General features: G+C 59.0%; 16 protein-coding genes and 2 pseudogenes. 8 read left to right on the plus strand and 10 right to left on the minus strand.

All coding sequences use genetic code 11. The annotated features are described in order from the left end of the window. Nucleotides 1-33: 33 nt before the first annotated feature. Complete coding sequence (locus tag ACYASS_RS07435) at nt 34-726, minus strand: C40 family peptidase (RefSeq protein WP_463585653.1); 693 nt, start codon at nt 724-726, stop codon at nt 34-36. A 249-nt stretch (nt 727-975) separates the two neighbouring features. Here ACYASS_RS07435 and ACYASS_RS07440 point away from each other — a divergent pair, with 249 nt between their 5' ends. Continuing rightward, the gene (locus ACYASS_RS07440) at nt 976-1,395 is read left to right on the plus strand and encodes an NINE protein (RefSeq protein ID WP_463585654.1); all 420 of its coding nucleotides are present in this window, start codon (nt 976-978) and stop codon (nt 1,393-1,395) included. Nucleotides 1,396-1,554: 159 nt separating this feature from the next. Here ACYASS_RS07440 and ACYASS_RS07445 read toward each other — a convergent pair whose 3' ends face one another. From ACYASS_RS07445 to gshB, 7 genes are all read right to left on the minus strand, one after another. After that, nucleotides 1,555-2,826: a dihydroorotase gene (locus tag ACYASS_RS07445; protein WP_243244044.1), complete on the minus strand. Its 1,272-nt coding sequence runs from the start codon at nt 2,824-2,826 to the stop codon at nt 1,555-1,557. After that, on the minus strand, nt 2,823-3,827 hold the full coding sequence (locus ACYASS_RS07450; RefSeq protein ID WP_027898382.1) for an aspartate carbamoyltransferase catalytic subunit: 1,005 nt from the start codon (nt 3,825-3,827) through the stop codon (nt 2,823-2,825). Before ACYASS_RS07450 ends, ACYASS_RS07445 begins: the two co-directional genes overlap by 4 nt. A gap of 24 nt (nt 3,828-3,851) precedes the next feature. After that, nucleotides 3,852-4,373 (minus strand): bifunctional pyr operon transcriptional regulator/uracil phosphoribosyltransferase PyrR, encoded by a 522-nt coding sequence (gene pyrR / locus ACYASS_RS07455; protein WP_463585655.1) that lies wholly within the window; start codon nt 4,371-4,373, stop codon nt 3,852-3,854. Between the two features lie 100 nt (nt 4,374-4,473). After that, complete coding sequence (gene ruvX, locus ACYASS_RS07460; RefSeq protein ID WP_243244048.1) at nt 4,474-4,917, minus strand: Holliday junction resolvase RuvX; 444 nt, start codon at nt 4,915-4,917, stop codon at nt 4,474-4,476. Continuing rightward, complete coding sequence (locus ACYASS_RS07465; protein WP_243244050.1) at nt 4,917-5,486, minus strand: YqgE/AlgH family protein; 570 nt, start codon at nt 5,484-5,486, stop codon at nt 4,917-4,919. The genes ruvX and ACYASS_RS07465 overlap by 1 nt, the downstream gene beginning before the upstream one ends. A gap of 76 nt (nt 5,487-5,562) precedes the next feature. Further along, the gene (locus ACYASS_RS07470) at nt 5,563-6,456 is read right to left on the minus strand and encodes an energy transducer TonB (RefSeq protein WP_463585656.1); all 894 of its coding nucleotides are present in this window, start codon (nt 6,454-6,456) and stop codon (nt 5,563-5,565) included. Nucleotides 6,457-6,635: 179 nt separating this feature from the next. After that, on the minus strand, nt 6,636-7,589 hold the full coding sequence (gene gshB, locus ACYASS_RS07475) for a glutathione synthase (protein ID WP_463585657.1): 954 nt from the start codon (nt 7,587-7,589) through the stop codon (nt 6,636-6,638). 261 nt (nt 7,590-7,850) lie between these two features. On the opposite strand from gshB, the gene pilG reads away from it, so the two are divergent. The 7 genes and pseudogenes from pilG to ACYASS_RS07510 all read left to right on the plus strand — a co-directional run bounded on the left by pilG (nt 7,851) and on the right by ACYASS_RS07510 (nt 18,120). Next, nucleotides 7,851-8,261 (plus strand): twitching motility response regulator PilG, encoded by a 411-nt coding sequence (pilG, locus tag ACYASS_RS07480; RefSeq protein WP_243244056.1) that lies wholly within the window; start codon nt 7,851-7,853, stop codon nt 8,259-8,261. A gap of 49 nt (nt 8,262-8,310) precedes the next feature. Continuing rightward, complete coding sequence (gene pilH, locus ACYASS_RS07485; RefSeq protein ID WP_003316741.1) at nt 8,311-8,676, plus strand: twitching motility response regulator PilH; 366 nt, start codon at nt 8,311-8,313, stop codon at nt 8,674-8,676. A 13-nt stretch (nt 8,677-8,689) separates the two neighbouring features. Further along, nucleotides 8,690-9,229 (plus strand): chemotaxis protein CheW, encoded by a 540-nt coding sequence (locus ACYASS_RS07490; protein WP_463585658.1) that lies wholly within the window; start codon nt 8,690-8,692, stop codon nt 9,227-9,229. 73 nt (nt 9,230-9,302) lie between these two features. After that, entirely contained in the window at nt 9,303-11,345 is a 2,043-nt protein-coding gene (locus tag ACYASS_RS07495) for a methyl-accepting chemotaxis protein (protein WP_463585659.1), read from the plus strand. 303 nt (nt 11,346-11,648) lie between these two features. After that, nucleotides 11,649-14,159 (plus strand): annotated as a pseudogene (locus ACYASS_RS07500) (Hpt domain-containing protein); the annotation flags it as partial. A gap of 642 nt (nt 14,160-14,801) precedes the next feature. After that, nucleotides 14,802-17,645, plus strand: a pseudogene (locus tag ACYASS_RS07505) (hybrid sensor histidine kinase/response regulator); the annotation flags it as partial. Continuing rightward, complete coding sequence (locus ACYASS_RS07510) at nt 17,638-18,120, plus strand: chemotaxis protein CheW (RefSeq protein ID WP_243244062.1); 483 nt, start codon at nt 17,638-17,640, stop codon at nt 18,118-18,120. The pseudogene ACYASS_RS07505 and the gene ACYASS_RS07510, both read left to right, overlap by 8 nt. Before the next feature lie 812 nt (nt 18,121-18,932). Here the strand turns inward: ACYASS_RS07510 and ACYASS_RS07515 are convergent. Then, nucleotides 18,933-19,208 (minus strand): type II toxin-antitoxin system RelE/ParE family toxin, encoded by a 276-nt coding sequence (locus ACYASS_RS07515; RefSeq protein WP_463585660.1) that lies wholly within the window; start codon nt 19,206-19,208, stop codon nt 18,933-18,935. Beyond that, the gene (locus ACYASS_RS07520; protein ID WP_463585661.1) at nt 19,186-19,434 is read right to left on the minus strand and encodes a CopG family ribbon-helix-helix protein; all 249 of its coding nucleotides are present in this window, start codon (nt 19,432-19,434) and stop codon (nt 19,186-19,188) included. Before ACYASS_RS07520 ends, ACYASS_RS07515 begins: the two co-directional genes overlap by 23 nt. Nucleotides 19,435-19,920: the final 486 nt, after the last annotated feature.

The following is a 19,920-nucleotide window of genomic DNA, read 5'->3' on the forward strand; positions in this document are numbered from 1 at the left end:
CGCGAACAAGTTCGCTCCTACCGGGAATGGGTCTTAACGCTGCACGACCCGCAGCGGCGTGCTCTGCTTGGGCAGTACGCGCTTGGCGACCATGTAATGGCTGTTCCAGTACGGCTTCTTCAATGTATCGACGCTGACTTTCTTGCCGCGACGCGGGGCATGAACGAAGCGGTCGTTGCCCAGATAAATGGCGACGTGGTTGACCTTGCGGCTTTTGATGTTGAAGAACAGCAGGTCGCCGGGCTTCAAATCTTTGCGATCAACCTTTACGCCATGCCCTTCAGCCATGGCATTGGAGGTGCGCGGCAAATCGACTTCAGCCACGTCGTTGAATGCATATTTCACCAAACCGCTGCAGTCCAGCCCTTTACCTGGGGTGTTGCCGCCCCAACGATAAGGAGTACCGACCGCTTTCAGAGCACGGCTGACGACCGAGTTGCTCTGCTTGATGTTTGGGACGCCTGGCGTCGGCAACGTTTGCACGTTGGCAACGGCCTTGGAATTCTTTGCCGGGGCGCGGTAAATAACGGCCCGGGAGCTGTGGCCACGTGGAGAGATGACAGGCGCAGGCTCGGTGGTTTGAGTAGTCGCGTTGGCTGGCGAAGAATGAGTTTTCGCAGTGTAGCCGGTGAAGCTCGCGGGTAGTTGTTGCTCACGATTGGTGGCGTGGGCGGCCAGTGGCATAAGTAGGCAGATGGTTAGCCATGACTTGAAAAAAGGACGCATTCGGCAGGGCTCTTGTGGGTTAGCGCGCAACTTTATAACAGCTTTTTGCGGCTTTCAGACCCTTGATGACAGAACGATTACGGTACGATCGTTTCAAATTCTGCGACAAACTCTCTCAAAACATGGGTGAATCCCTTGTGTTACAAGGGTTTGTTATAAGCGTCAGAGGTTCCTGCCATACGTCGGACAGATACAAAAAAGTCACATGCTTTACAGATATTTTTTTCTATTACGGCAAAAGAGGTCCTAATGAACACCTATCAACTGGATTCACAGCGTCAGGACACCCATAGCAAATTGCTCGGTTACCTGCTGTGGATTGTCGGTTTCACCGGCGCTCATCGCTTCTATTACGGCAAGCCAGTCACCGGCACGATCTGGTTCTGCACCTTGGGCTTGCTGGGCATTGGCTGGTTGATCGATTTGTTCCTGATCCCCGGCATGGATCGCGAAGCTGATTATCGCTTCACGGCAGGCACTACCGACTACAACGTGGCCTGGTTGCTGCTGGCATTCCTTGGGGTTTTCGGTGTGCATCGCATGTATCAGGGCAAGTGGATCACCGGGATCATCTACCTGTTCACGGGCGGGCTGTTTCTGGTGGGTGTGCTGTATGACCTGTGGACACTGAATGATCAGATCTCGATCAAGAATGCCCAGCGCGGTTAACGCGACCTGATTGGGGGGCAGTTTGTCATCAGTGGTTCCTGTGGGAGCGGTGCTTGCCCGCGATAAACGATTACTCGGTTATGCAGGTAAACCGAGACATCTGAATCGCGGGCAAGCACCGCTCCCACAAAGGTTTGCGGTCTCCGGTAGGCGCGAGCCTCAACCCGTATGCGTAATCCGCCCATCCACCAGCGTGTAGCGCACTGCGCTCGGCAGGCAGTGGCCGAGGAACGGGCAGTTTTCGCCTTTGGACAGCCAGGTTTCTCCGGCAACGGTTGAGGCTGCAGGGTCAAACAGCACGATGTCGGCTGGCGAGCCGGCGCTCAGTTGCCCAGCAGGCAGGCGCAATGCCGCTGCCGGGCCGCTGCTCAAACGGGCGATCAGGGTTGGCAGGTCGAGCAGGCCATCTTCAACCAGTGTCATTGCCAATGGCAGCAGCAATTCCACGCTGCTGATGCCTGGCTCGGTCGCGCCAAACGGGGCCAGCTTGGCGTCACGCTCGTGCGGCTGGTGATGGCTGGAGATCGCGCTGATTACCCCGGATTTGACCGCTTCACGCAGGCCGTCGCGATCGGCGCGAGTGCGCAGTGGTGGTTGCACGTGATACAGGCTGGAGAAGTCGATCAACGCTTCATCCGTCAGGATCAACTGATACAACGCCACGTCAGCCGTAACCTTCAGGCCGCGTGCCTGTGCCTGAGCGATCAGCGCTGCGCCGCGAGCGCTGGTCAACTGGCTGAAGTGCGCGCGTACACCGCTTTGCTCGACCAGCAGCAGATCGCGTGCGAGAGCCACGGTTTCAGCGGTTTCAGGAATGCCTGCCAGGCCGAGGAAGCTCGCGGTCGGGCCTTCGTGAGCCAGGCCACCGTCGGCCAGATCACGGTCCTGAGAGTTGAAAATTACCGTCAGGTCGAACGTCGCCGCGTATTCCAGCGCACGGCACAGCGTGCGGGTGTTGCGAAAGCTCTCCAGACCGTTGCCGAAGGCGACGCAGCCCACATCGCGCAACGCGACCAGTTCAGCCAGTTGCTCGCCTTCCAGGCCCTTGCTGAGCGCACCAATCGGGAACACCTTGCTGTGCCCGGCTTCGCGAGCGCGATCAAGGATCAACTCGGCGACGGCCGAAGTGTCCAGAATCGGCTTGGTGCGAGGCGGGCAGCACAGACTGGTCACGCCACCGGCTGCGGCGGCGCGGGTCTCGCTGGCAATCGTGCCTTTGCGGCTGTAACCCGGCTCGCGCAGGGCGACGTTCAGGTCAACAAGGCCGGGAGCGGCGATCAAGCCAGTAGCGTCGATGGTTTGCACAGGTTCGAAACCGGCTGGCGCCTCGCCGATTGCGAGAATCTTGCAGGCTTCCAGGTGCAGGTCGGTAATTTGGTCCAGACCGCTGTTGGGGTCGATGACGCGAGCGCCGAGGATGCTGAGCTTCACTGGGCGTTCTCCTGTTCGAATTGTCGTTGCGCGGTTTGTCCGCTCATGGCCATGGACAGCACGGCCATGCGCACGGCGATGCCGTAGGTCACTTGATTGAGGATCACCGAGTGAGCGCCATCGGCCACGGCTGACTCGATTTCCACGCCCCGGTTGATCGGGCCGGGGTGCATGACGATGCAGTCCGGCTTGGCGCCGGCCAGCCGCGCAGTGGTCAGGCCGAACAGGCGGTAGAACTCCCCCTCGCTCGGCAACAGGCCGCCCTGCATACGTTCGCGTTGCAGGCGCAGCATGATCACCACGTCGACATCTTTCAGGCCTTCGTTCAGGTCGGTGTAGACCTTCACGCCATATTGCTCGACGCCGACCGGCAGCAAGGTTTTCGGGCCGATCACGCGGATGTCCGGGCAGCCCAGCGCTTTGAGGGCGATCATGTTCGAGCGCGCCACCCGCGAGTGCAGGATGTCGCCGACGATGGCCACTGAAAGGTTTTCGAAGCCGCCTTTGTGCCGACGAATCGTCAGCATGTCGAGCATGCCTTGAGTGGGGTGAGCGTGACGGCCGTCGCCGCCATTGATGATCGCCACTTCCGGGCAGACATGCTCGGCGATGAAATGCGCCGCGCCCGAATCGCCGTGCCGCACGACAAACATGTCGGCAGCCATCGCTTCCAGGTTACGCAGGGTGTCGAACAACGTTTCGCCCTTGCTGGTCGAGGACGTGGACACGTTAAGTGTGATCACGTCCGCCGACAGCCGCTGCGCCGCCAGCTCAAAGGTCGTGCGGGTGCGCGTGGAGTTCTCGAAGAACACGTTGCACACAGTCTTGCCGCGCAGCAGCGGGACTTTCTTCACCGCCCGGGCACCGACTTCCAGAAAGGAGTCAGCGGTATCGAGGATTTCGGTAAGCAGCTCGCGAGGCAAGCCGTCGAGGGACAGAAAATGGCGCAGCTGACCTTGATGGTTGAGCTGCAGCGGGCGCTTGGCGTCGAGGGGCGTCATCGCAAAGGACTCTTTCAAGGGCGGTTAAAGGGCGGCGGAGGCGGTGGACAGGTCTTGGATTTCGAGGGCCAGCGGCGCAGGGCCGCTCAGCTTGACGCGCTCGTTGGCGGCCAGCGACAGGGTTGCGCCGACCACGTCCGGGCTGATCGGCAACTCGCCCGCGTCCAGGTCCAGCAGGCACACCAAAGTCACGCTGGCCGGGCGGCCATAGTCGAACAGTTCGTTGAGAGCGGCGCGAATAGTGCGGCCACTCATCAATACGTCATCGATCAGTACCAGGTGCTGGCCTTCGATTTCGAATGGCAGGTCAGAAGGGCGCACTTGCGGGTGCAGGCCGTTCTGACTGAAGTCATCCCGGTAGAACGAGACGTCCAGTGTGCCCAGCGGGTCATCGCGACCGAGCGTCTTGAGCAGTTCCTGCGCGACCCAGACGCCGCCGGTGCGAATGCCGATGAAGCGAGGATCGCTGACGCCGCGCTTGTTGAGGTGCGCGTTCAGATCAGTGGCCATCTGACGAATCAGTTCGGCGGGGTTGGGCAGGGTCATGACGTTGCTCCTGAAAGTACCCGAGCCGGGTCGAGGCCAGGCTCAGGCGGAAACGAGAATTCAAGGTGTTACTGCTTGGCGTTTGTACAGGCTCAATGCGTCAGGCATTGAACAGTTCGGAGTTGGCATCAAGCCAGCCTTGCAATAACAGCATGGCGGCGATGGCATCAACCGGGTTGTCTTTGTAGCTGCTGCCGCGTTGCCCGCCTCGGCTCATGCGTTCGCCCTTGGCCTCGAAGGTGGTCAGGCGTTCGTCGTGGGTGTAGACCGGCAGGTTGAAGCGGCCGTTGATCCGACGCGAAAATTTCTCTGCCTTGACGCTCATCTCGCTCGGCGTGCCGTCCATGTTCAAGGGCAGGCCGACGACGATGGCGTCAGGTTTCCATTCACGGATCAGCGCTTCGATCTGGTTCCAGTCCGGCACGCCTTGCTGGGCCTTGAGGGTGCACAGCTCGCGGGCCTGGCCGGTGATGACCTGGCCCACCGCAACACCGATCTGTTTGGTGCCGTAATCGAAACCCAGCAGTAAACGCAGTGCGGCCATCAGGCGTGGCCTGCCTGGCTGGTGAGCAAGCTCAGGTTGACGCCAAGGCGCGCAGCCGCCGCATTGAGCCGCTGGTCACTGTCGACGTCGAAGAGGATGGCCGGGTCGAACGGGCAGTTCAGCCAGGCATTGGCGGCCAGTTCGGCTTCAAGCTGGCCTGCATCCCAACCGGCGTAACCGAGGGTGATCACATTTTGATCAGGGCCATAGCCGTCAGCGATGGAAAAAAGCACGTCCTGCGAGGTCGAAAGCGCCAGGTCACCGAGTTCGACGGTTGCCTGGAAAATCTGCCCTCTAGGGTGCAGAACGAAGCCGCGGTCGGTTTGCACGGGGCCGCCAGTATGAATCTGGATATCCTGGCAGTGCGTGGGAGGGGGCAGTTCGGGGCGCAATTGCTCAAGAACATCTGCCAGGGTGAGGCTTTGCGGTCGATTGATGACCAGCCCCATGGCTCCATTGGCATTGTGCTCGACGATATAAGTCAGCGTCTGCGCAAAGTTCGGGTCCACCATGTGTGGCATGGCGATCAGGAATTGATGCTTGAGATAACTCGCAGATACGTTTTTCATGAGCCCTAGTGTGGCGCTGCGCGGCGGGCCTGACAACTGGCAGTTCTGACAGGCTCGCAGGTTTGTGAAAGAGCCGTCAGTTACTGGAAAGCTTGTCGCCTCGGGCAAACTTCCAGGTGCGGATGATTTCGAGCCGGTCGATGTCAGCCAGATCGCCGGTGAACGGCGCAAATGGCGCCGCCAGCCGTACGATTCGCTGCGCAGCCTGATCCAGTAACGGTTGGCCGGAAGACTCCAGCACCAGTACTTCGTATAGCGAGCCGTCACGATTGATCGAAACCATCAGGCGTAAATTGCCGTAAATCTGCTTGCGGCGTGCCTCTTCCGGGTAGTTCAGGTTACCGACGCGCTCGACTTTCTTGCGCCAGTCGTCTTTATACCAGGCGCCCTTGTCGCGCATGGTCGACGCTGCGTTGAGGCGGTGGATCTTTGGTCGCTTGGCGTACAGCTGTTGTTCGTTGGACAGTTCGGCTTCGAGGCTTGCGATTTCGCTGCTGAGTTGCGAGCTGTCAAATTCTGGCGCGGCTTTGGGGGTTGGGTCAGGTTTGACCTCTTCACGTTTGGCCACGGTCTTTTCAGGTGTCTTGGCCTTGGTGGCGACCACGGTCTTCGTCGATTCCTGCTTTTGCACAGGCATGGCCGCAGGCGGTGGGGTCACTTTGTTGATCTTGGTGTCCTGAAAGGGCGCAAGCTCGGTGGTCTTGGGGATTTCTGCCTTGTCCAGGGTGCCGCTGCCTTCCTGATTTTCTTGCGCCAGAAAGTCCGCCTGCTTGGGCCTGGTTTCGCTTTTGAAGGTGGCGAGGGTGATTTCCAGCGTCTGGCTGATCTGCTCCGGTTTGACGTAGGTAAAACCCACACCAAGGATGATCGCCACGTGAATCAGCGCCGCAATCAACAAGGTAAAGCCCAGACGATCAGCCGGGCGCACGCCTGCTTGGGAAAGTTCGTATGGGAGATCGACAGCAGTCATCAGCGGGTTAGCGTCTCTTGGGGCGGAATTCTTCAGGCCGCGCATCATAACTCAAGACCGGGCGCGAACCCTGTAGGAGTGAGCTTGCTCGCGATAGCGTCATATCAGTCAATGACCTGATCGCCTGTTAAATCGAATCGCGAGCAAGCTCACTCCTACAGAAATTGCGCTCCCAAAGATTATCTGGCGTTCAGCTTTTTCTCGATCACATCCATCAACATGCCGCCAATGTTAGTACCAAACGCATTGTCGATTTCACGGATGCAGGTCGGGCTGGTGACGTTGATTTCAGTCAGATGCTCGCCGATCACATCCAGGCCGACGAAAATCAGGCCTTTTTCGCGCAAGGTCGGGCCAATCTGCTCAGCGATATAACGGTCTTTTTCAGTCAGCGGGCGCGCTTCGCCACGACCACCGGCCGCAAGGTTGCCACGGGTTTCGCCAGCAGCCGGGATACGCGCCAGGCAATACGGTACAGGTTCACCGTCGACCATCAGGATGCGTTTGTCGCCGTCTTTGATCGCCGGCAGATAACCCTGCGCCATGATCTGCTGAGTGCCATGTGCAGTCAGGGTTTCCAGAATCACCGACAGGTTTGGATCGCCCACACGATGGCGGAAGATCGAAGCACCGCCCATGCCGTCCAGCGGCTTGAGGATCACATCGCCATGCTCGGCGGCGAACTCACGCAGGATGTCGGCACGACGGCTGACCAGGGTCGGCGGCGTCAGGTGCGGGAATTGGGTGGCGAACAGTTTTTCGTTGCAGTCACGCAGGCTCTGCGGCTTGTTGACGATCAGTACACCCGCGCGCTCGGCTTGTTCCAGCAAGTACGTGGCGTAGACAAATTCCATGTCGAACGGCGGATCCTTGCGCATCAGGATCACGTCCAGATCGTCCAGACCGCTGTCCACTTCGGTACCAAACTCGAACCATTTGGCCGGGTCGGCGAAGACTTTCAGCGGTTTCATGCGGGCGCGTGCCTGGCCAGCATTCTGATACAGGTCCTGCTGCTCCATATAGAACAGCGACCAGCCGCGTTCCTGAGCTGCAAGCAGCATGGCCAGTGAGCTGTCCTTTTTATAGGAGATGCGCTCAATCGGGTCCATGACAATCCCTAGGCGAACGCTCATGGGCAAATATCCTCTGATCGATAACGGCCGCGTCGGCCTTGAAATAGGCGTCAGGGTGGCGCTCCGCTTGCTCCGGGTCAAGAGGCAAGCATGCGGCGCCCGGCTTTATGGATTGAGTCTGGAGAGTGTGCTAAAAAGGCTTCGCGCCTGAATTTGGCATTTGGCCCTTCAGCCCCTGAAAATCAGGAGCTGGCAGTACTATCAGGCTTCCCGTGCCGGGCAGAACACGCATAATCACGCCGCGGCGATGGAAGAGCAGACATGGAACAGCATTCATCAGCACTGAAAGTCATGGTCATCGATGATTCGAAGACGATTCGTCGCACCGCCGAAACGCTGCTCAGGAATGTCGGTTGTGAAGTCATCACGGCTGTCGACGGGTTCGATGCGCTGGCTAAAATCGCCGACAATCATCCGCGCATCATCTTTGTCGACATCATGATGCCGCGCCTGGACGGCTATCAGACCTGCGCGCTGATCAAGAACAACCGGGCGTTCAAGTCAACGCCGGTGATCATGCTCTCGTCCAAGGATGGCCTGTTCGACAAGGCCAAAGGGCGAATCGTAGGTTCCGATCAGTTTTTGACCAAACCGTTTAGCAAGGAAGAACTGCTCAGCGCGATCAAGGCGCATGTGCCGGGATTCGTTGCAGTGGAACAACAAGTATCGTGACGTCTGCCGCCCTCAAGGGCTGCGGGCATTCATCCTTATGGGGAACACCATGGCTCGAATTCTGATCGTCGATGACTCGCCGACTGAAATGTACAAATTGACCGGCATGCTGGAAAAGCACGGTCATGAAGTCCTCAAGGCCGAAAATGGCGCCGACGGTGTTGCGCTGGCGCGTCAGGAAAAACCCGATGCCGTGTTGATGGACATCGTCATGCCCGGTCTCAACGGTTTTCAGGCTACCCGCCAACTGACCAAGGATGCCGACACCAGCATGATCCCGGTGATCATGATCACCACCAAGGATCAGGAAACCGACAAGGTCTGGGGCAAGCGTCAGGGCGCCCGGGATTACCTGACCAAGCCGGTGGACGAAGAGACCCTGATGAAAACCCTGAACGCGGTACTCGCCGGCTGACCGCCGGTTCGTCATGGCTGAGTCTCAAACCGCCTTCCAGCTGCTGTTCGACATCGACCAACGCTGTCGAACACTGGCGGCGGGTCTACCGTTTCAGGAAACCCGCCAGCAGGACTGGAGCGGTATCGGTTTTCGTATGGGCGGCCGCTGCTACGTCGCGCCGATGGGCGAAGTCGGCGAAATTCTTCATGAGCCGCGTTATGCCGCGTTGCCGGGCGTGAAACCCTGGGTTCGCGGCGTGGCCAATCTGCGCGGCAAGCTGTTGCCCATCATGGACCTGTGCAGCTTTTTCGGTCATGAGCTGTCGCCCCTGCGCAAAGAGCGACGGGTGCTGGTCGTCGAACATCATGACGTCTTCGCCGGTTTGCTGGTCGATGAGGTTCTTGGCCTGCAGCATTTCAGTCAGATCAGCCTGATGCCACGGCAAGGGGCCGAAATGGAAGACGCCATCACACCGTTCATTCGCGGACAGTTTCTGCGCGAGCAGGCCTGGCTGGTGTTCAGCCCATGGGCGCTGGCGCAGTCACCAGGCTTTATGGACGTAGCACTGTAAGACTATTGGGCAGGCCAGCGATGCTGGCCTTTTTTGCTTGCGCGATGAACATCGCATTCGGTCCAGGTGGGACATGAGTAAGACAGGCAGATCCTTGGAAGGCCTACGCAGCCGCTCGCAAATCGTCGTGCTGTTCGTTGCGCTGATCATTTTCATCGTATTGCTGTTCGTCAATTTCGCTTACCTCAATACGCAATCGACCTACGACAAGCAGTACATCGGGCACGCTGGTGAATTGCGCGTGCTCTCCCAGCGTATCGCCAAGAACGCCACCGAAGCCGCTGCTGGCAAACCCCAGGCATTCAAGTTGCTCGCCGATGCGCGTAATGATTTTGATATGCGCTGGGGTTTCCTGCGCAAGGGTGATAAAGCCACCGGCCTGCCGCCAGCGCCTCAGGGCGTGCGTGACGAGTTGCAGACGGTGCAGACCGACTGGGAGGCCCTGCGCAAAAGTACCGACGTCATTCTGGCCAACGAACAAACCGTGTTGTCGCTGCATCAGGTGGCGGCGACGCTGGCCGAAACCATTCCGCAATTACAGGTCGAGTACGAAAAAGTCGTCGATATTCTGCTGCAAAACCGCGCCCCGGCCAGTCAGGTGGCGGTCGCACAGCGCCAGTCGTTACTGGCGGAGCGGATTCTCGGTTCGGTCAACAAGGTGCTGGCGGGTGATGACACCGCTGTGCAGGCTGCCGACGCCTTTGGCCGTGACGCCAGTCAATTTGGACGGGTGCTCAGCGGGATGCTCGACGGCAACGTAACCCTGCGCATTGCCCAGGTCGATGACCCGGACGCCCGGGCGCGTCTGGCCGAGATTGCCGAGTTGTTCCAGTTCGTTTCCGGCTCGGTAGATGAAATCCTTGAAACCTCGCCTGAGCTGTTCGAGGTCCGCGAATCCGCAGGCAATATCTTCAATAGCTCGCAAACGCTGCTCGACGAAACATCGGTGCTCGCCAACCGGCTTGAGCATCTGGCCAGTGCGCGGTCGTCCAATACCATTGGCGGTTACGTGCTGGGGCTGCTGGCCCTGATGTCGATCATTCTCATTGGTCTGGTCATGGTCCGCGAAACCAACCGCCAGCTTCGCGAAACGGCCGAGAAGAGTGAGCGCAACCAGAACGCGATCATGCGTCTGCTTGATGAGATCGAAAACCTCGCGGACGGTGACCTCACGGTGGCCGCCTCTGTGACGGAAGACTTCACCGGGGCAATCGCCGACTCGATCAACTACTCCATCGACCAGTTACGCGAGCTGGTAGCGACCATCAACCTCACCGCCGAACAGGTGTTCGGTGCGGTCAAGGACACTCAGGGCACGGCCACGCAACTGGCCGCTGCGTCGGAGCATCAGGCGTTGCAGATTGCCGCAGCGTCCAACGCGATCAACCGCATGACGGGCTCCATCGATCTGGTATCGGCCAACGCCCACGAGTCCTGGTCGGTGGCCGAGCGGTCGGTGGCAATTGCCAATAAGGGTAACGAGGTGGTGCACAACACCATCAACGGCATGGACAACATTCGCGAACAGATTCAGGACACGTCCAAACGGATCAAGCGCCTCGGTGAGTCCTCTCAGGAGATCGGCGATATCGTCAGCCTGATTGACGACATTGCTGACCAAACCAACATTCTGGCGCTGAACGCAGCAATTCAGGCGTCCATGGCCGGGGATGCCGGACGCGGCTTTGCTGTGGTAGCCGACGAGGTCCAGCGGCTGGCCGAGCGTTCTTCCTCTGCGACCAAGCAGATTGAAACCCTGGTGCGGGCGATTCAGAACGACACCAACGAAGCGGTCATCTCCATGGAGCAGACCACCACCGAAGTGGTGCGTGGTGCACGCCTGGCACAGGACGCCGGGGTGGCACTGGAGGAGATCGAAGGCGTTTCAAAAATCCTCGCGGCGCTGATTCAGAGCATTACCAACGCGGCTCAGCAACAGGCTGAACTGGGGCTGCAGATATCCCAGACCATGACCGTTATTCAGCAAACCACCTCGCAGACCACCTCGGGCACCGCAGCCACGGCACGTAGCATGGGCAACCTGGCGAAGATGGCCAGCGCGATGCGTCGTTCGGTTTCGGGCTTCACCTTGCCATCGTCGAAGGACCACGGGTGATGGTCAGAAAACGTACAGCTCAGCACGGTCATGGAACCTGGAAATACATGACCTGTAGGAGTGTGCTTGCACGCGTTTCGGTCTCCTGTTCTATGAATATATCGACTGTGCTGACGCAATCGCGAGCAAGCTCACTCCTACAGCGGGCGTGTGGTTCAGAGACGGTGTCGCACGGTATATACGGATTCCGTTGGAGCGAGGCTTGCCCGCGAAGAACGATAACGCGTAGTGCCTGTTTCACCGTGTTGCCAGATTCGCGGGCAAGCCTCGCTCCAACAAATGCTGCTGGGTATTGGAGTCGTCATGGCTGATCGGCACGACTATGTGGCGCTGGAATGGGTGAAGGGCGAAATCGCCGAAACCCTCAAGCAGGCCCGCCACGCCCTCGAAACATTCATTGTCGATCCCGGCCAGACGGCTGCGATGGACGAGTGTCTGGATTGCGTTCACCAGGTGCATGGCAGCCTGCAAATGATCGAGTTCTACGGTGCAGCGCTGCTGGCCGAAGAAGTCGAGCAACTGGCGCTGGCATTGCAGCAGGACCGCGTTGCGGAGCGGGCCGAGGCCGAGCAATTGCTGACTCAGGCCATGACGCAGCTGCCTGCCTACCTGGACCGCATTCATTCAGCCAGGCGCGATTTGCCGTTGGTGGTGCTGCCGCTGCTTAACGACTTGCGCAGCGCCCGTGGTGAAAGCCTGCTCTCGGAAACCAGTCTGTTCGCCCCGCAATTGGTCAGCGTGGCACCGCTGGACGCGCAAACCCTTGAGCAGCGCGACAGCCCCGAGTTGCCCGCGCTGCTGCGTAAATTGCGCCAGACCCTGCAAACCGCATTGGTCGGCCTGTTGCGTGAACAGGACGTGCAGATTCAGCTTGGCTACATGGGCAAAGTCTTCGCGCGCCTCGAACAACTCTGCGATAACGCGCCACTGGGTCCGCTTTGGCAGATAGCCTCGGCGCTGGTCGAAACCATGCTCAATGGCAACTTCACCAACAGCCCGGCACTGCGCAGCCTGTTCAAGGACGCTGACAAAGAGCTCAAACGGCTGCTGGAGCAGGGCATCGCGGGCATCAACCAGCCTGCCCCGGATGAGTTGCTAAAAAGCCTGCTGTTCTACATCGCCAAGTCGGACAGTCAGGCGCAGCGAATGGTTGATCTGAAGGATCAGTACGGTCTGGACGAAGCATTGCCCGACACCACGCCACCGAGTCAGCAGCGGACGAGCCTGGGCCCCGACCGCGATGCAATGCGCTCGGTGATCAGCGCATTGTGCGAAGAACTGGTACGGGTCAAGGAACGGCTCGATGTGTTTGTCCGCGGTGATCGCAAGTCGGTCAGCGAGCTCAACAGCCTGTTGCCACCGCTACGGCAGATTGCCGACACGCTGGCGGTGCTGGGCTTCGGCCAACCGCGCAAAGTCATCATTGATCAGTTAGCCGTGGTCCAGGGCTTGGCTCAGGGACAGCGCGAACCCAGCGACGCAGCCTTGATGGACGTGGCCGGTGCGCTGCTTTACGTGGAAGCGACACTGGCCGGTATGGTCGGGCCAGTAGAGCAAGCCGCTAATCGCGAAGACAGCCGCCTGCCGACCACGGACCTCACGCAGATTCATCAGTTGGTGATCCGTGAAGCACGTGTTGTGTTGCAGCAAGCCAAAGACGTGATCATCGATTACATCGACGGTGAGTGGGATCGTCAGCGTCTTGAACCGCTGTCCGCGCTGTTGGTGCAGGTGCGCGGCGCGCTGGCAATGATCCCGCTCGCCCGTGCCGCGAGTTTGCTGGCGGCCTGCAACGATTACATTCTTGAACACCTGCTGGTCGATGAAACCCGCCCGGCCTGGACCCAACTCGACAGTCTGGCTGACACCATTACCGGCATCGAGTACTACCTGGAACGCATGGGCGAAGACCATGAAGCACCGGGTGAGCAGGTGCTGGACATGGCACAGGAAAGCCTGGCGAGACTGGGCTACACCCCGGCGTCGGACACGCTGGACGTGCCGGTGCTGGACGAGGTTATCAGCCAGGACGAGATTCTGGAGCTGGAAGCCCGCAACGCATTGGTCAGCCCGACACAGACCATTGCCGATGTGCTGGCCAGCCCGGTGAGCGCAGTCAACCCGCCTGCTCTTCACACACCCGCCAGCCTGTTGCCGCCACCGGTCGATGAAGAGGCCGTGGATGACGAATTGCTGGAAGTGTTTCTTGAAGAGACCGACGAAGTCCTCGCAGCCCTGCGTGAATACTTGCCGCAGTGGATTGGCTCGCTCAACGATGCGCGCAGTAACACCACCGCGCTGACTGAAGTACGCCGCGCTTTCCATACCCTCAAAGGCAGCGGGCGGATGGTGCGGGCGTTGATCCTTGGTGAGCTCGCATGGGCGGTGGAAAACCTGCTCAATCGGGTGCTGGAAAACAGCGTCAAACCTGACGTGCACGTTCAACAGTTGCTCAACGAAGTGCTGGCGTTGTTGCCGGAAGTCATCAAGGACTTCGCCCTGGGTGCGCAGCGTCAGCGTGATGATGTCGACCGTCTGGCCGCCCGTGCTCATGCCTTGGCAAAAGGCCAAGGCCTGCTGACCTTCGACACTGCTCCCGAAGACGACGAACACGACGAGCTCGACCCGCAATTACTGGAAATTTTCCGTCAGGAAGCCTTGAGTCATCTGGACAGCCTCAAGCGTTTTCTCGATGGCAGCGCCGACGACCCAGAGCCAGCCATCAGCGACGACTTACTGCGTGCGCTGCATACCCTCAAAGGCAGCGCCTCCATGGCGGGCGTGTTGCCGATCGCCGAGCTGACCAGCCCGCTCGATCAACTTGTGCGTGAGTACAGGGCGCACATGATTGCCCTTGGGCACGCCGAGCTTGAGTTGCTGCGCAGCGCCGAGCCGCTGTTTCTTCAAGGCCTGGCGCAACTGTCGAGCACGCCGCTGGGGCCTATTCCCGGTGCGACTCAGTTGATCGAAGCGGCGCAGGCCTTGCTGGAAGAGCGCTTGGCTGCGGCGGTAAATGCGTCGAACAACGGCTTGCGGATCAAGCGTAATCCGCAACTGATTGAAAGCTTCCTCGCTGAAGGCATGGACATTCTGCTGGACGCGGAGAACCTCTTGCAGCGTTGGCGTGAACACCCCGGCGAGCGGCAGGAGCTCTCGGCGCTGCTGGAAGAACTGACCACGCTCGGGCACGGCGCGCACCTCGCTGATCTCCCGCAAGTGGACGAGCTCTGCGAAGCCTTGCTCGACCTTTATGGCGCAGTGGAAGAAAGCAGCCTGGCGGTCAGCGAACGGTTTTTCGACGAGGCCGAACAGGCTCATGAAGCGCTGATCTGCATGCTTGATCAGTTGGCCGCCGGACAAGACGTCGAAGCCTGCCCGGCCCGTATCCAGGCCTTGCGTGACCTGCTTGACCAGGCGCTGGACCCATCGGCCACCGGCCTGATCAAAAGCGACGGCAGTCAGGCGCTGAGCATCACCGAGCTGAACGCGGCCACCGAACAGTTGGCCAGTCATGCGCCGATTTACGACGACCCGCTGACTCTGGACGACGAGATCGTCGAGATATTCCTCGAAGAGGCGGTGGATATTCTCGACAGCGCCGGGCAAGCCCTGCAGCGCTGGCTGGATGATCCGGAAAACCCGATGCCGCTGTCAGCTTTGCAGCGCGACCTGCACACCCTCAAAGGTGGCGCGCGCATGGCCGAAATCGGTCCCATCGGGGATCTTGGGCATGAGCTGGAAAGTGTGTACGAAGGCCTGATTGATCGTCGCTACAACTATTCCCCGGCGCTCGCAGAGCTGCTGATCCAAAGCCATGACCAGTTGGCGTTGATGCTTGAGCAACTGCAAAAGCATCAGGTGTTGAGCGATCCGGTGGGTTTGATCGAGGCTATTCGGGATTTGCGTCTGGGCACCACCCGCGCATCAACAACCGATCTCACCGCCAGGCCTGCGCAGCCCGAGGCCGGAGTCAATGCGCCGCCTGAGCGCGATACCGAACTACTGGAAATCTTTCTTGAAGAAGGCTTCGACCTGCTTGAAAGCTCTGGCGCAGCGCTGACCAGATGGCAGGCCGACCCCGATAATTTGCTGGAAGTGGAAAACCTGCTGCGTGACCTGCACACCCTCAAAGGTGGCGCTCGCATGGCGGAAATCGCGCCTGTTGGCGATCTGGCCCATGAGCTGGAAACACTCTACGAAGGGCTTTCGGCGGGAACGTTAAGGCCTGACCCGATCACCATCAGCCTGCTGCAAAGTGGTCATGATCTGCTGGCCGACATGCTTGATGCCGTGCGTTCCGACAAGCCCCTGCCGGGTGCTGCGCTGTTGATCGAGAGCATTCGCAAGCACGCCATCGCTGACCACTCAGAACAGCCAATGCAGACCCCGCCAGTGCCTGAGCCGCTGGCGTTGCCTCCCGAGCCAGGCCCTGCCTCCGATGCAGAGGGCGAGCGGTCTGCCGGAGAAATGGTCAAAGTCCCCGCGCAAGAGCTGGAAACGCTGGTCAATCTGGCGGGTGAAACGTCTATCTTCCGTGGTCGCATCGAACAGCAGGTGATCGACGCCGAAGGCACTCTCGCGGAAATGGCCACGACCATTGAGCGTATGCGCGACCAACTGCGACGCCTCGACATGGAGACCCAGGGCAGTATCCTCAGCCGCGAGCAGGTACAGGCCGAACGCTTGGGTTATGAGGATTTTGACCCGCTGGAAATGGACCGCCATTCCCAACTGCAGCAACTGTCCCGTGCTCTGTTCGAGTCGGCATCCGACTTGATGGACCTCAAGGAAACGCTGGACGCCCGGGCCAACGATGCGCAAACCCTGTTGCTGCAACAGGCGCGGGTCAATACCGAGCTTCAGGAAGGCCTGATGCGCACGCGCATGGTGCCGTTCGAACGTATGGTGCCGCGCCTCAAGCGCATCGTGCGTCAGGTGTCCGCCGAGTTGCACAAGAAGGTCCGGTTTGAGGTCGGTAATACCGAAGGTGAAATGGATCGCAGCGTGCTTGAGCGCATGGTCGCCCCGTTGGAGCACATGCTGCGCAATGCCATCGATCATGGCCTTGAAAGCACCGAAGAGCGTCTTGCCCAAGGCAAGCCCGAGTACGGCACGATCATCCTGGATCTGAAACACGAAGGCGGCGATATCGTCTTCGAGATGAGCGACGACGGTGCAGGTGTTGATCTGGATGCGGTGCGGAAAAAGGCGATCAAGCGCGGCATGATTCCGGCCCATGCGCAGCCGGGTGACCACGAAACATTGCAGTTCATTCTTGAGCCAGGGTTCTCCACGGCAGAAACCGTGACGCAGATTTCCGGGCGGGGCGTTGGTATGGACGTGGTGCATGCCGAGGTCAAACAACTGGGCGGCAGCATGCTTATCGAGTCGGTGCCAGGGCAGGGCGCGCTGTTCCGGATTCGTCTGCCGTTTTCTGTTTCGGTCAATCGTGCCTTGATGGTGCAGTGCGGCGAAGAGCAGTACGCCGTGCCGCTCAATACCGTTGAGGGCATTGTGCGAGTGATGCCCGCCGAGCTGGAAAGCTGCTACCAGTCGACGCCACCGCGATACCAATACGGCGAGCGGGTTTATGAGCTGCGTTACCTGGGCGAGCTGCTCAACAACAGCCTGCCGCCTTCACTGATAGGTCAGACCCAACCGCTACCCGTGTTGCTGGTGCATGTTCAGGATCAATGGGTAGCGGTGCAGGTGGATGCGTTGGCAGGCTCGCGGGAAATCGTCGTCAAGAGCCTCGGTCCGCAGTTCGCCCGTGTACAGGGTGTTTCCGGCGCGACCATTCTGGGCGACGGCCGAGTGGTGTTGATTCTGGATCTGCTGGCCCACATCCGCCGCTTGCACAGCCGCTTGCAGGCAGAACAGGCGGCGGGGCGCAGTGTCCCTGCATGGCGTGACATCGAACAGGGCCGACCGCTGCTGGTCTTGGTGGTGGACGATTCGGTCACCGTGCGAAAGGTCACCAGTCGTCTGTTGGAGCGTCACGGCATGAACGTGCTAACGGCCAAAGATGGCGTCGACGCCATGGCGTTGCTCAAGGAACGTGTGCCGGATGTCATGCTGCTGGACATTGAAATGCCTCGTATGGACGGCTTCGAAGTCCTCAGTCATGTTCGCGCCGATGAGCAGCTCAAGGAGTTGCCAATCATCATGATCACCTCCCGCTCCGGGCAGAAGCACCGCGACCGTGCCATGGGGCTGGGCGTCAACGAATATTTGAGTAAGCCGTATCAGGAATCAGCGCTGCTCGAAAGCATCGCCTACTGGAGTCAGGTCAATGCCTAACGCCGCCAGTGCTACACAACTGACCGGGTTGATCCTGCCTCTGAGCGATCGCAACCTGCTGGTGCCCAACGTCGCCGTGGCTGAGCTGATCGACTACCAGGATTGCAGCGCGCCCAGCGACGCGCCGGACTGGTACCTGGGGTCCATCAACTGGCGCCAGCGCACCTTGCCGCTGCTCAGCTTCGAAGCCGCATGCGGCGGCCGAACCCTTGTGGGTGGCCGGGCACGTATTGTCGTGCTCAACGCATTGGGTGATCGTGATGAATTGAAATTCATCGCGCTACTGACGCAGGGTATTCCGCGCTCCTGCAAGGTTGATAACCAGCTCAGCTATGTCGACGTCCCCCTCGATGCGCTTGAGCTGGCGGCTGTGCAAGTCGGCGAGACCGTCGCGAAAATCCCTGATCTGGTGGGGTTGGAGCAGTGGTTGGTGGACGCGGGGTTGGCCGAGTCGTCAGAAACGAGCCACCTGTAGGCGTGAACTTGTTCGCGATCTGGCGCGAAGCGGCTGCAATGGCCGCGACTCGGTGCATTTGCTGGGATCGGTTCGTCAGATATACGACTGCCGCGCAGCCGTTCGCGAACAAGTTCGCTCCTACCGAAAAATGCGTACCCAGTTAGATACGTGAGCCGATTAAATCGGCTATTCGGCTCATGTGCAAAACGGCCGTCACCATGAACTTACCCTTGAACTGGATCTGGCAGCATTCTGGCTACCGGGGGAGGGGCGAGTACGCGGTATTAGCTGGCTTTGGATTGGGCGGTTGTTGTCCCGCAGCTAACCTTGGACCTGTAGGAGTGAGCTTGCTCGCGATAGCGTTAACTCAGGCGATAATTGTCGTCGACAAAGAAACCGAATCGCGAGCAAGGTGGAACGCCACCCCGGTCACTCCTACAATGGCCTGTGCTTGCTGCATGAGAGCGTACTGTCAGATCGGCAGGTGCTGAATGCGTCGGTTTACTTCGAGCTCGCTTAGGTTCAAGGACATATCGTCGGTCAGAACTGTCCTGGCTTAGTGTTGAGCGACAGAGCGGCGCAGGCGGTTGGCGTTTGATTCCGTACTCAGCAAGTAAGTCGTCTCAACGCTGGAGTTTTCATTCCGCGGGTTGTCAGGCGAGGTCATGATGAAATCCGAAGAGCGTTTTCAATGAAAAGTAACTGATTTAGGCTGAGCTAATCAGTACGCATGTATTACCCGTCGAGATATTGAGCCACAACTTGCCCGCTCTACAGTCAGACATCGCCCTTTCCCTTGAGTGAAATTTCCGAGAAAAAACCTGGACCAACTAAGCATCTCGTTGATGTCGAATTCTAATGACTTGAATTTCTTGATCGTTTACTCGGTACAGCGCTAAAAATGGGTAGCGAACAAAAACCAGCTCACGAACCCCTGGACGCAGAGCCGGGCGCCCCATGCTGCTGAAAATCGTCAGTGGGTCCAGCTTTTCGAGGAGGTGGAGAATAATGCCAGTTGCTACCTTTGGACCTGCGTTTGCAACGTAGTATTCGTGGATAGAAAGCAGGTCGCTTCGAGCTTTCTCAGTCAGCGCTATTGTTCGCACGTGCTAACCACTCAGCTTTTACTATTTCAAGATCGGTGAGACGTCCCGCTTCAGCGTCTGCAATGCCTTCGTCTATCGCCTGCAACTCTTCGAATGCTGTTGCCAAATATTGTTCTAACGCCCGTTGCAGATGGTATTGGCGGTCTCGATTTGAAGCCGACACGAGCTCGTCGAGTTTTGCTGCCAATGAGTCATCAATAGAGAATGACAACGTGGATGATGCCATGACGTACTCCCCGAATAGGCAATTGTAGGTTTGCGCGCAACGCTTGGGAGTATACCGCTGCTGTGAGTGCAGAGAGGTTTCGCTATTCAGATGTGTCATTGCTTTGAAGTTTTCGCAGGAAATTTGGGCTTTGAAATTTATCAAGGGATGCCTACTTTTTGAGTTAGATATTTATTGCCTGCGCAGATGTTGACTCGTTCTATGGCCGTCCGATAGCAAGAAGCCTCCCTTTCCCTTGAGTGAAATTTCCGAGAAAATCCCGGCCTATTGCGCCCTGTGATTGGGGTCTCTAACCTCCTGCCGTCGCTGCAAAATCAGCGATCAGGTTTGGTAGACCTAGAGTTACAGGCGCAAGGCGCCACCTTCTGCGAGGCGCTTTTTTACGGCCTGTGTTTATGGTGGCCGTGCGCATGGTGTCTTCGGACGCGCCGGGTTCCTGTAACCGGTTCTACCAACTTGCGTGCGGCTGCCACCCGTCGTTTGGTA

The organism is Pseudomonas sp. HP_14 (assembly GCF_055283875.1).

What these genes read in the sequence shown, in the direction of transcription:
- ACYASS_RS07435 (WP_463585653.1), bottom strand. Translation starts at nt 726, where the DNA reads ATGCGTCCTTTTTTCAAGTCATGGCTAACCATCTGCCTACTTATGCCA.
- ACYASS_RS07440 (WP_463585654.1), top strand. Translation starts at nt 976, where the DNA reads ATGAACACCTATCAACTGGATTCACAGCGTCAGGACACCCATAGCAAA.
- ACYASS_RS07450 (WP_027898382.1), bottom strand. Translation starts at nt 3,827, where the DNA reads ATGACGCCCCTCGACGCCAAGCGCCCGCTGCAGCTCAACCATCAAGGT.
- pyrR (WP_463585655.1), bottom strand. Translation starts at nt 4,373, where the DNA reads ATGACCCTGCCCAACCCCGCCGAACTGATTCGTCAGATGGCCACTGAT.
- ruvX (WP_243244048.1), bottom strand. Translation starts at nt 4,917, where the DNA reads ATGGCCGCACTGCGTTTACTGCTGGGTTTCGATTACGGCACCAAACAG.
- ACYASS_RS07465 (WP_243244050.1), bottom strand. Translation starts at nt 5,486, where the DNA reads ATGAAAAACGTATCTGCGAGTTATCTCAAGCATCAATTCCTGATCGCC.
- ACYASS_RS07470 (WP_463585656.1), bottom strand. Translation starts at nt 6,456, where the DNA reads ATGACTGCTGTCGATCTCCCATACGAACTTTCCCAAGCAGGCGTGCGC.
- gshB (WP_463585657.1), bottom strand. Translation starts at nt 7,589, where the DNA reads ATGAGCGTTCGCCTAGGGATTGTCATGGACCCGATTGAGCGCATCTCC.
- pilG (WP_243244056.1), top strand. Translation starts at nt 7,851, where the DNA reads ATGGAACAGCATTCATCAGCACTGAAAGTCATGGTCATCGATGATTCG.
- pilH (WP_003316741.1), top strand. Translation starts at nt 8,311, where the DNA reads ATGGCTCGAATTCTGATCGTCGATGACTCGCCGACTGAAATGTACAAA.
- ACYASS_RS07490 (WP_463585658.1), top strand. Translation starts at nt 8,690, where the DNA reads ATGGCTGAGTCTCAAACCGCCTTCCAGCTGCTGTTCGACATCGACCAA.
- ACYASS_RS07495 (WP_463585659.1), top strand. Translation starts at nt 9,303, where the DNA reads ATGAGTAAGACAGGCAGATCCTTGGAAGGCCTACGCAGCCGCTCGCAA.
- ACYASS_RS07510 (WP_243244062.1), top strand. Translation starts at nt 17,638, where the DNA reads ATGCCTAACGCCGCCAGTGCTACACAACTGACCGGGTTGATCCTGCCT.
- ACYASS_RS07520 (WP_463585661.1), bottom strand. Translation starts at nt 19,434, where the DNA reads ATGGCATCATCCACGTTGTCATTCTCTATTGATGACTCATTGGCAGCA.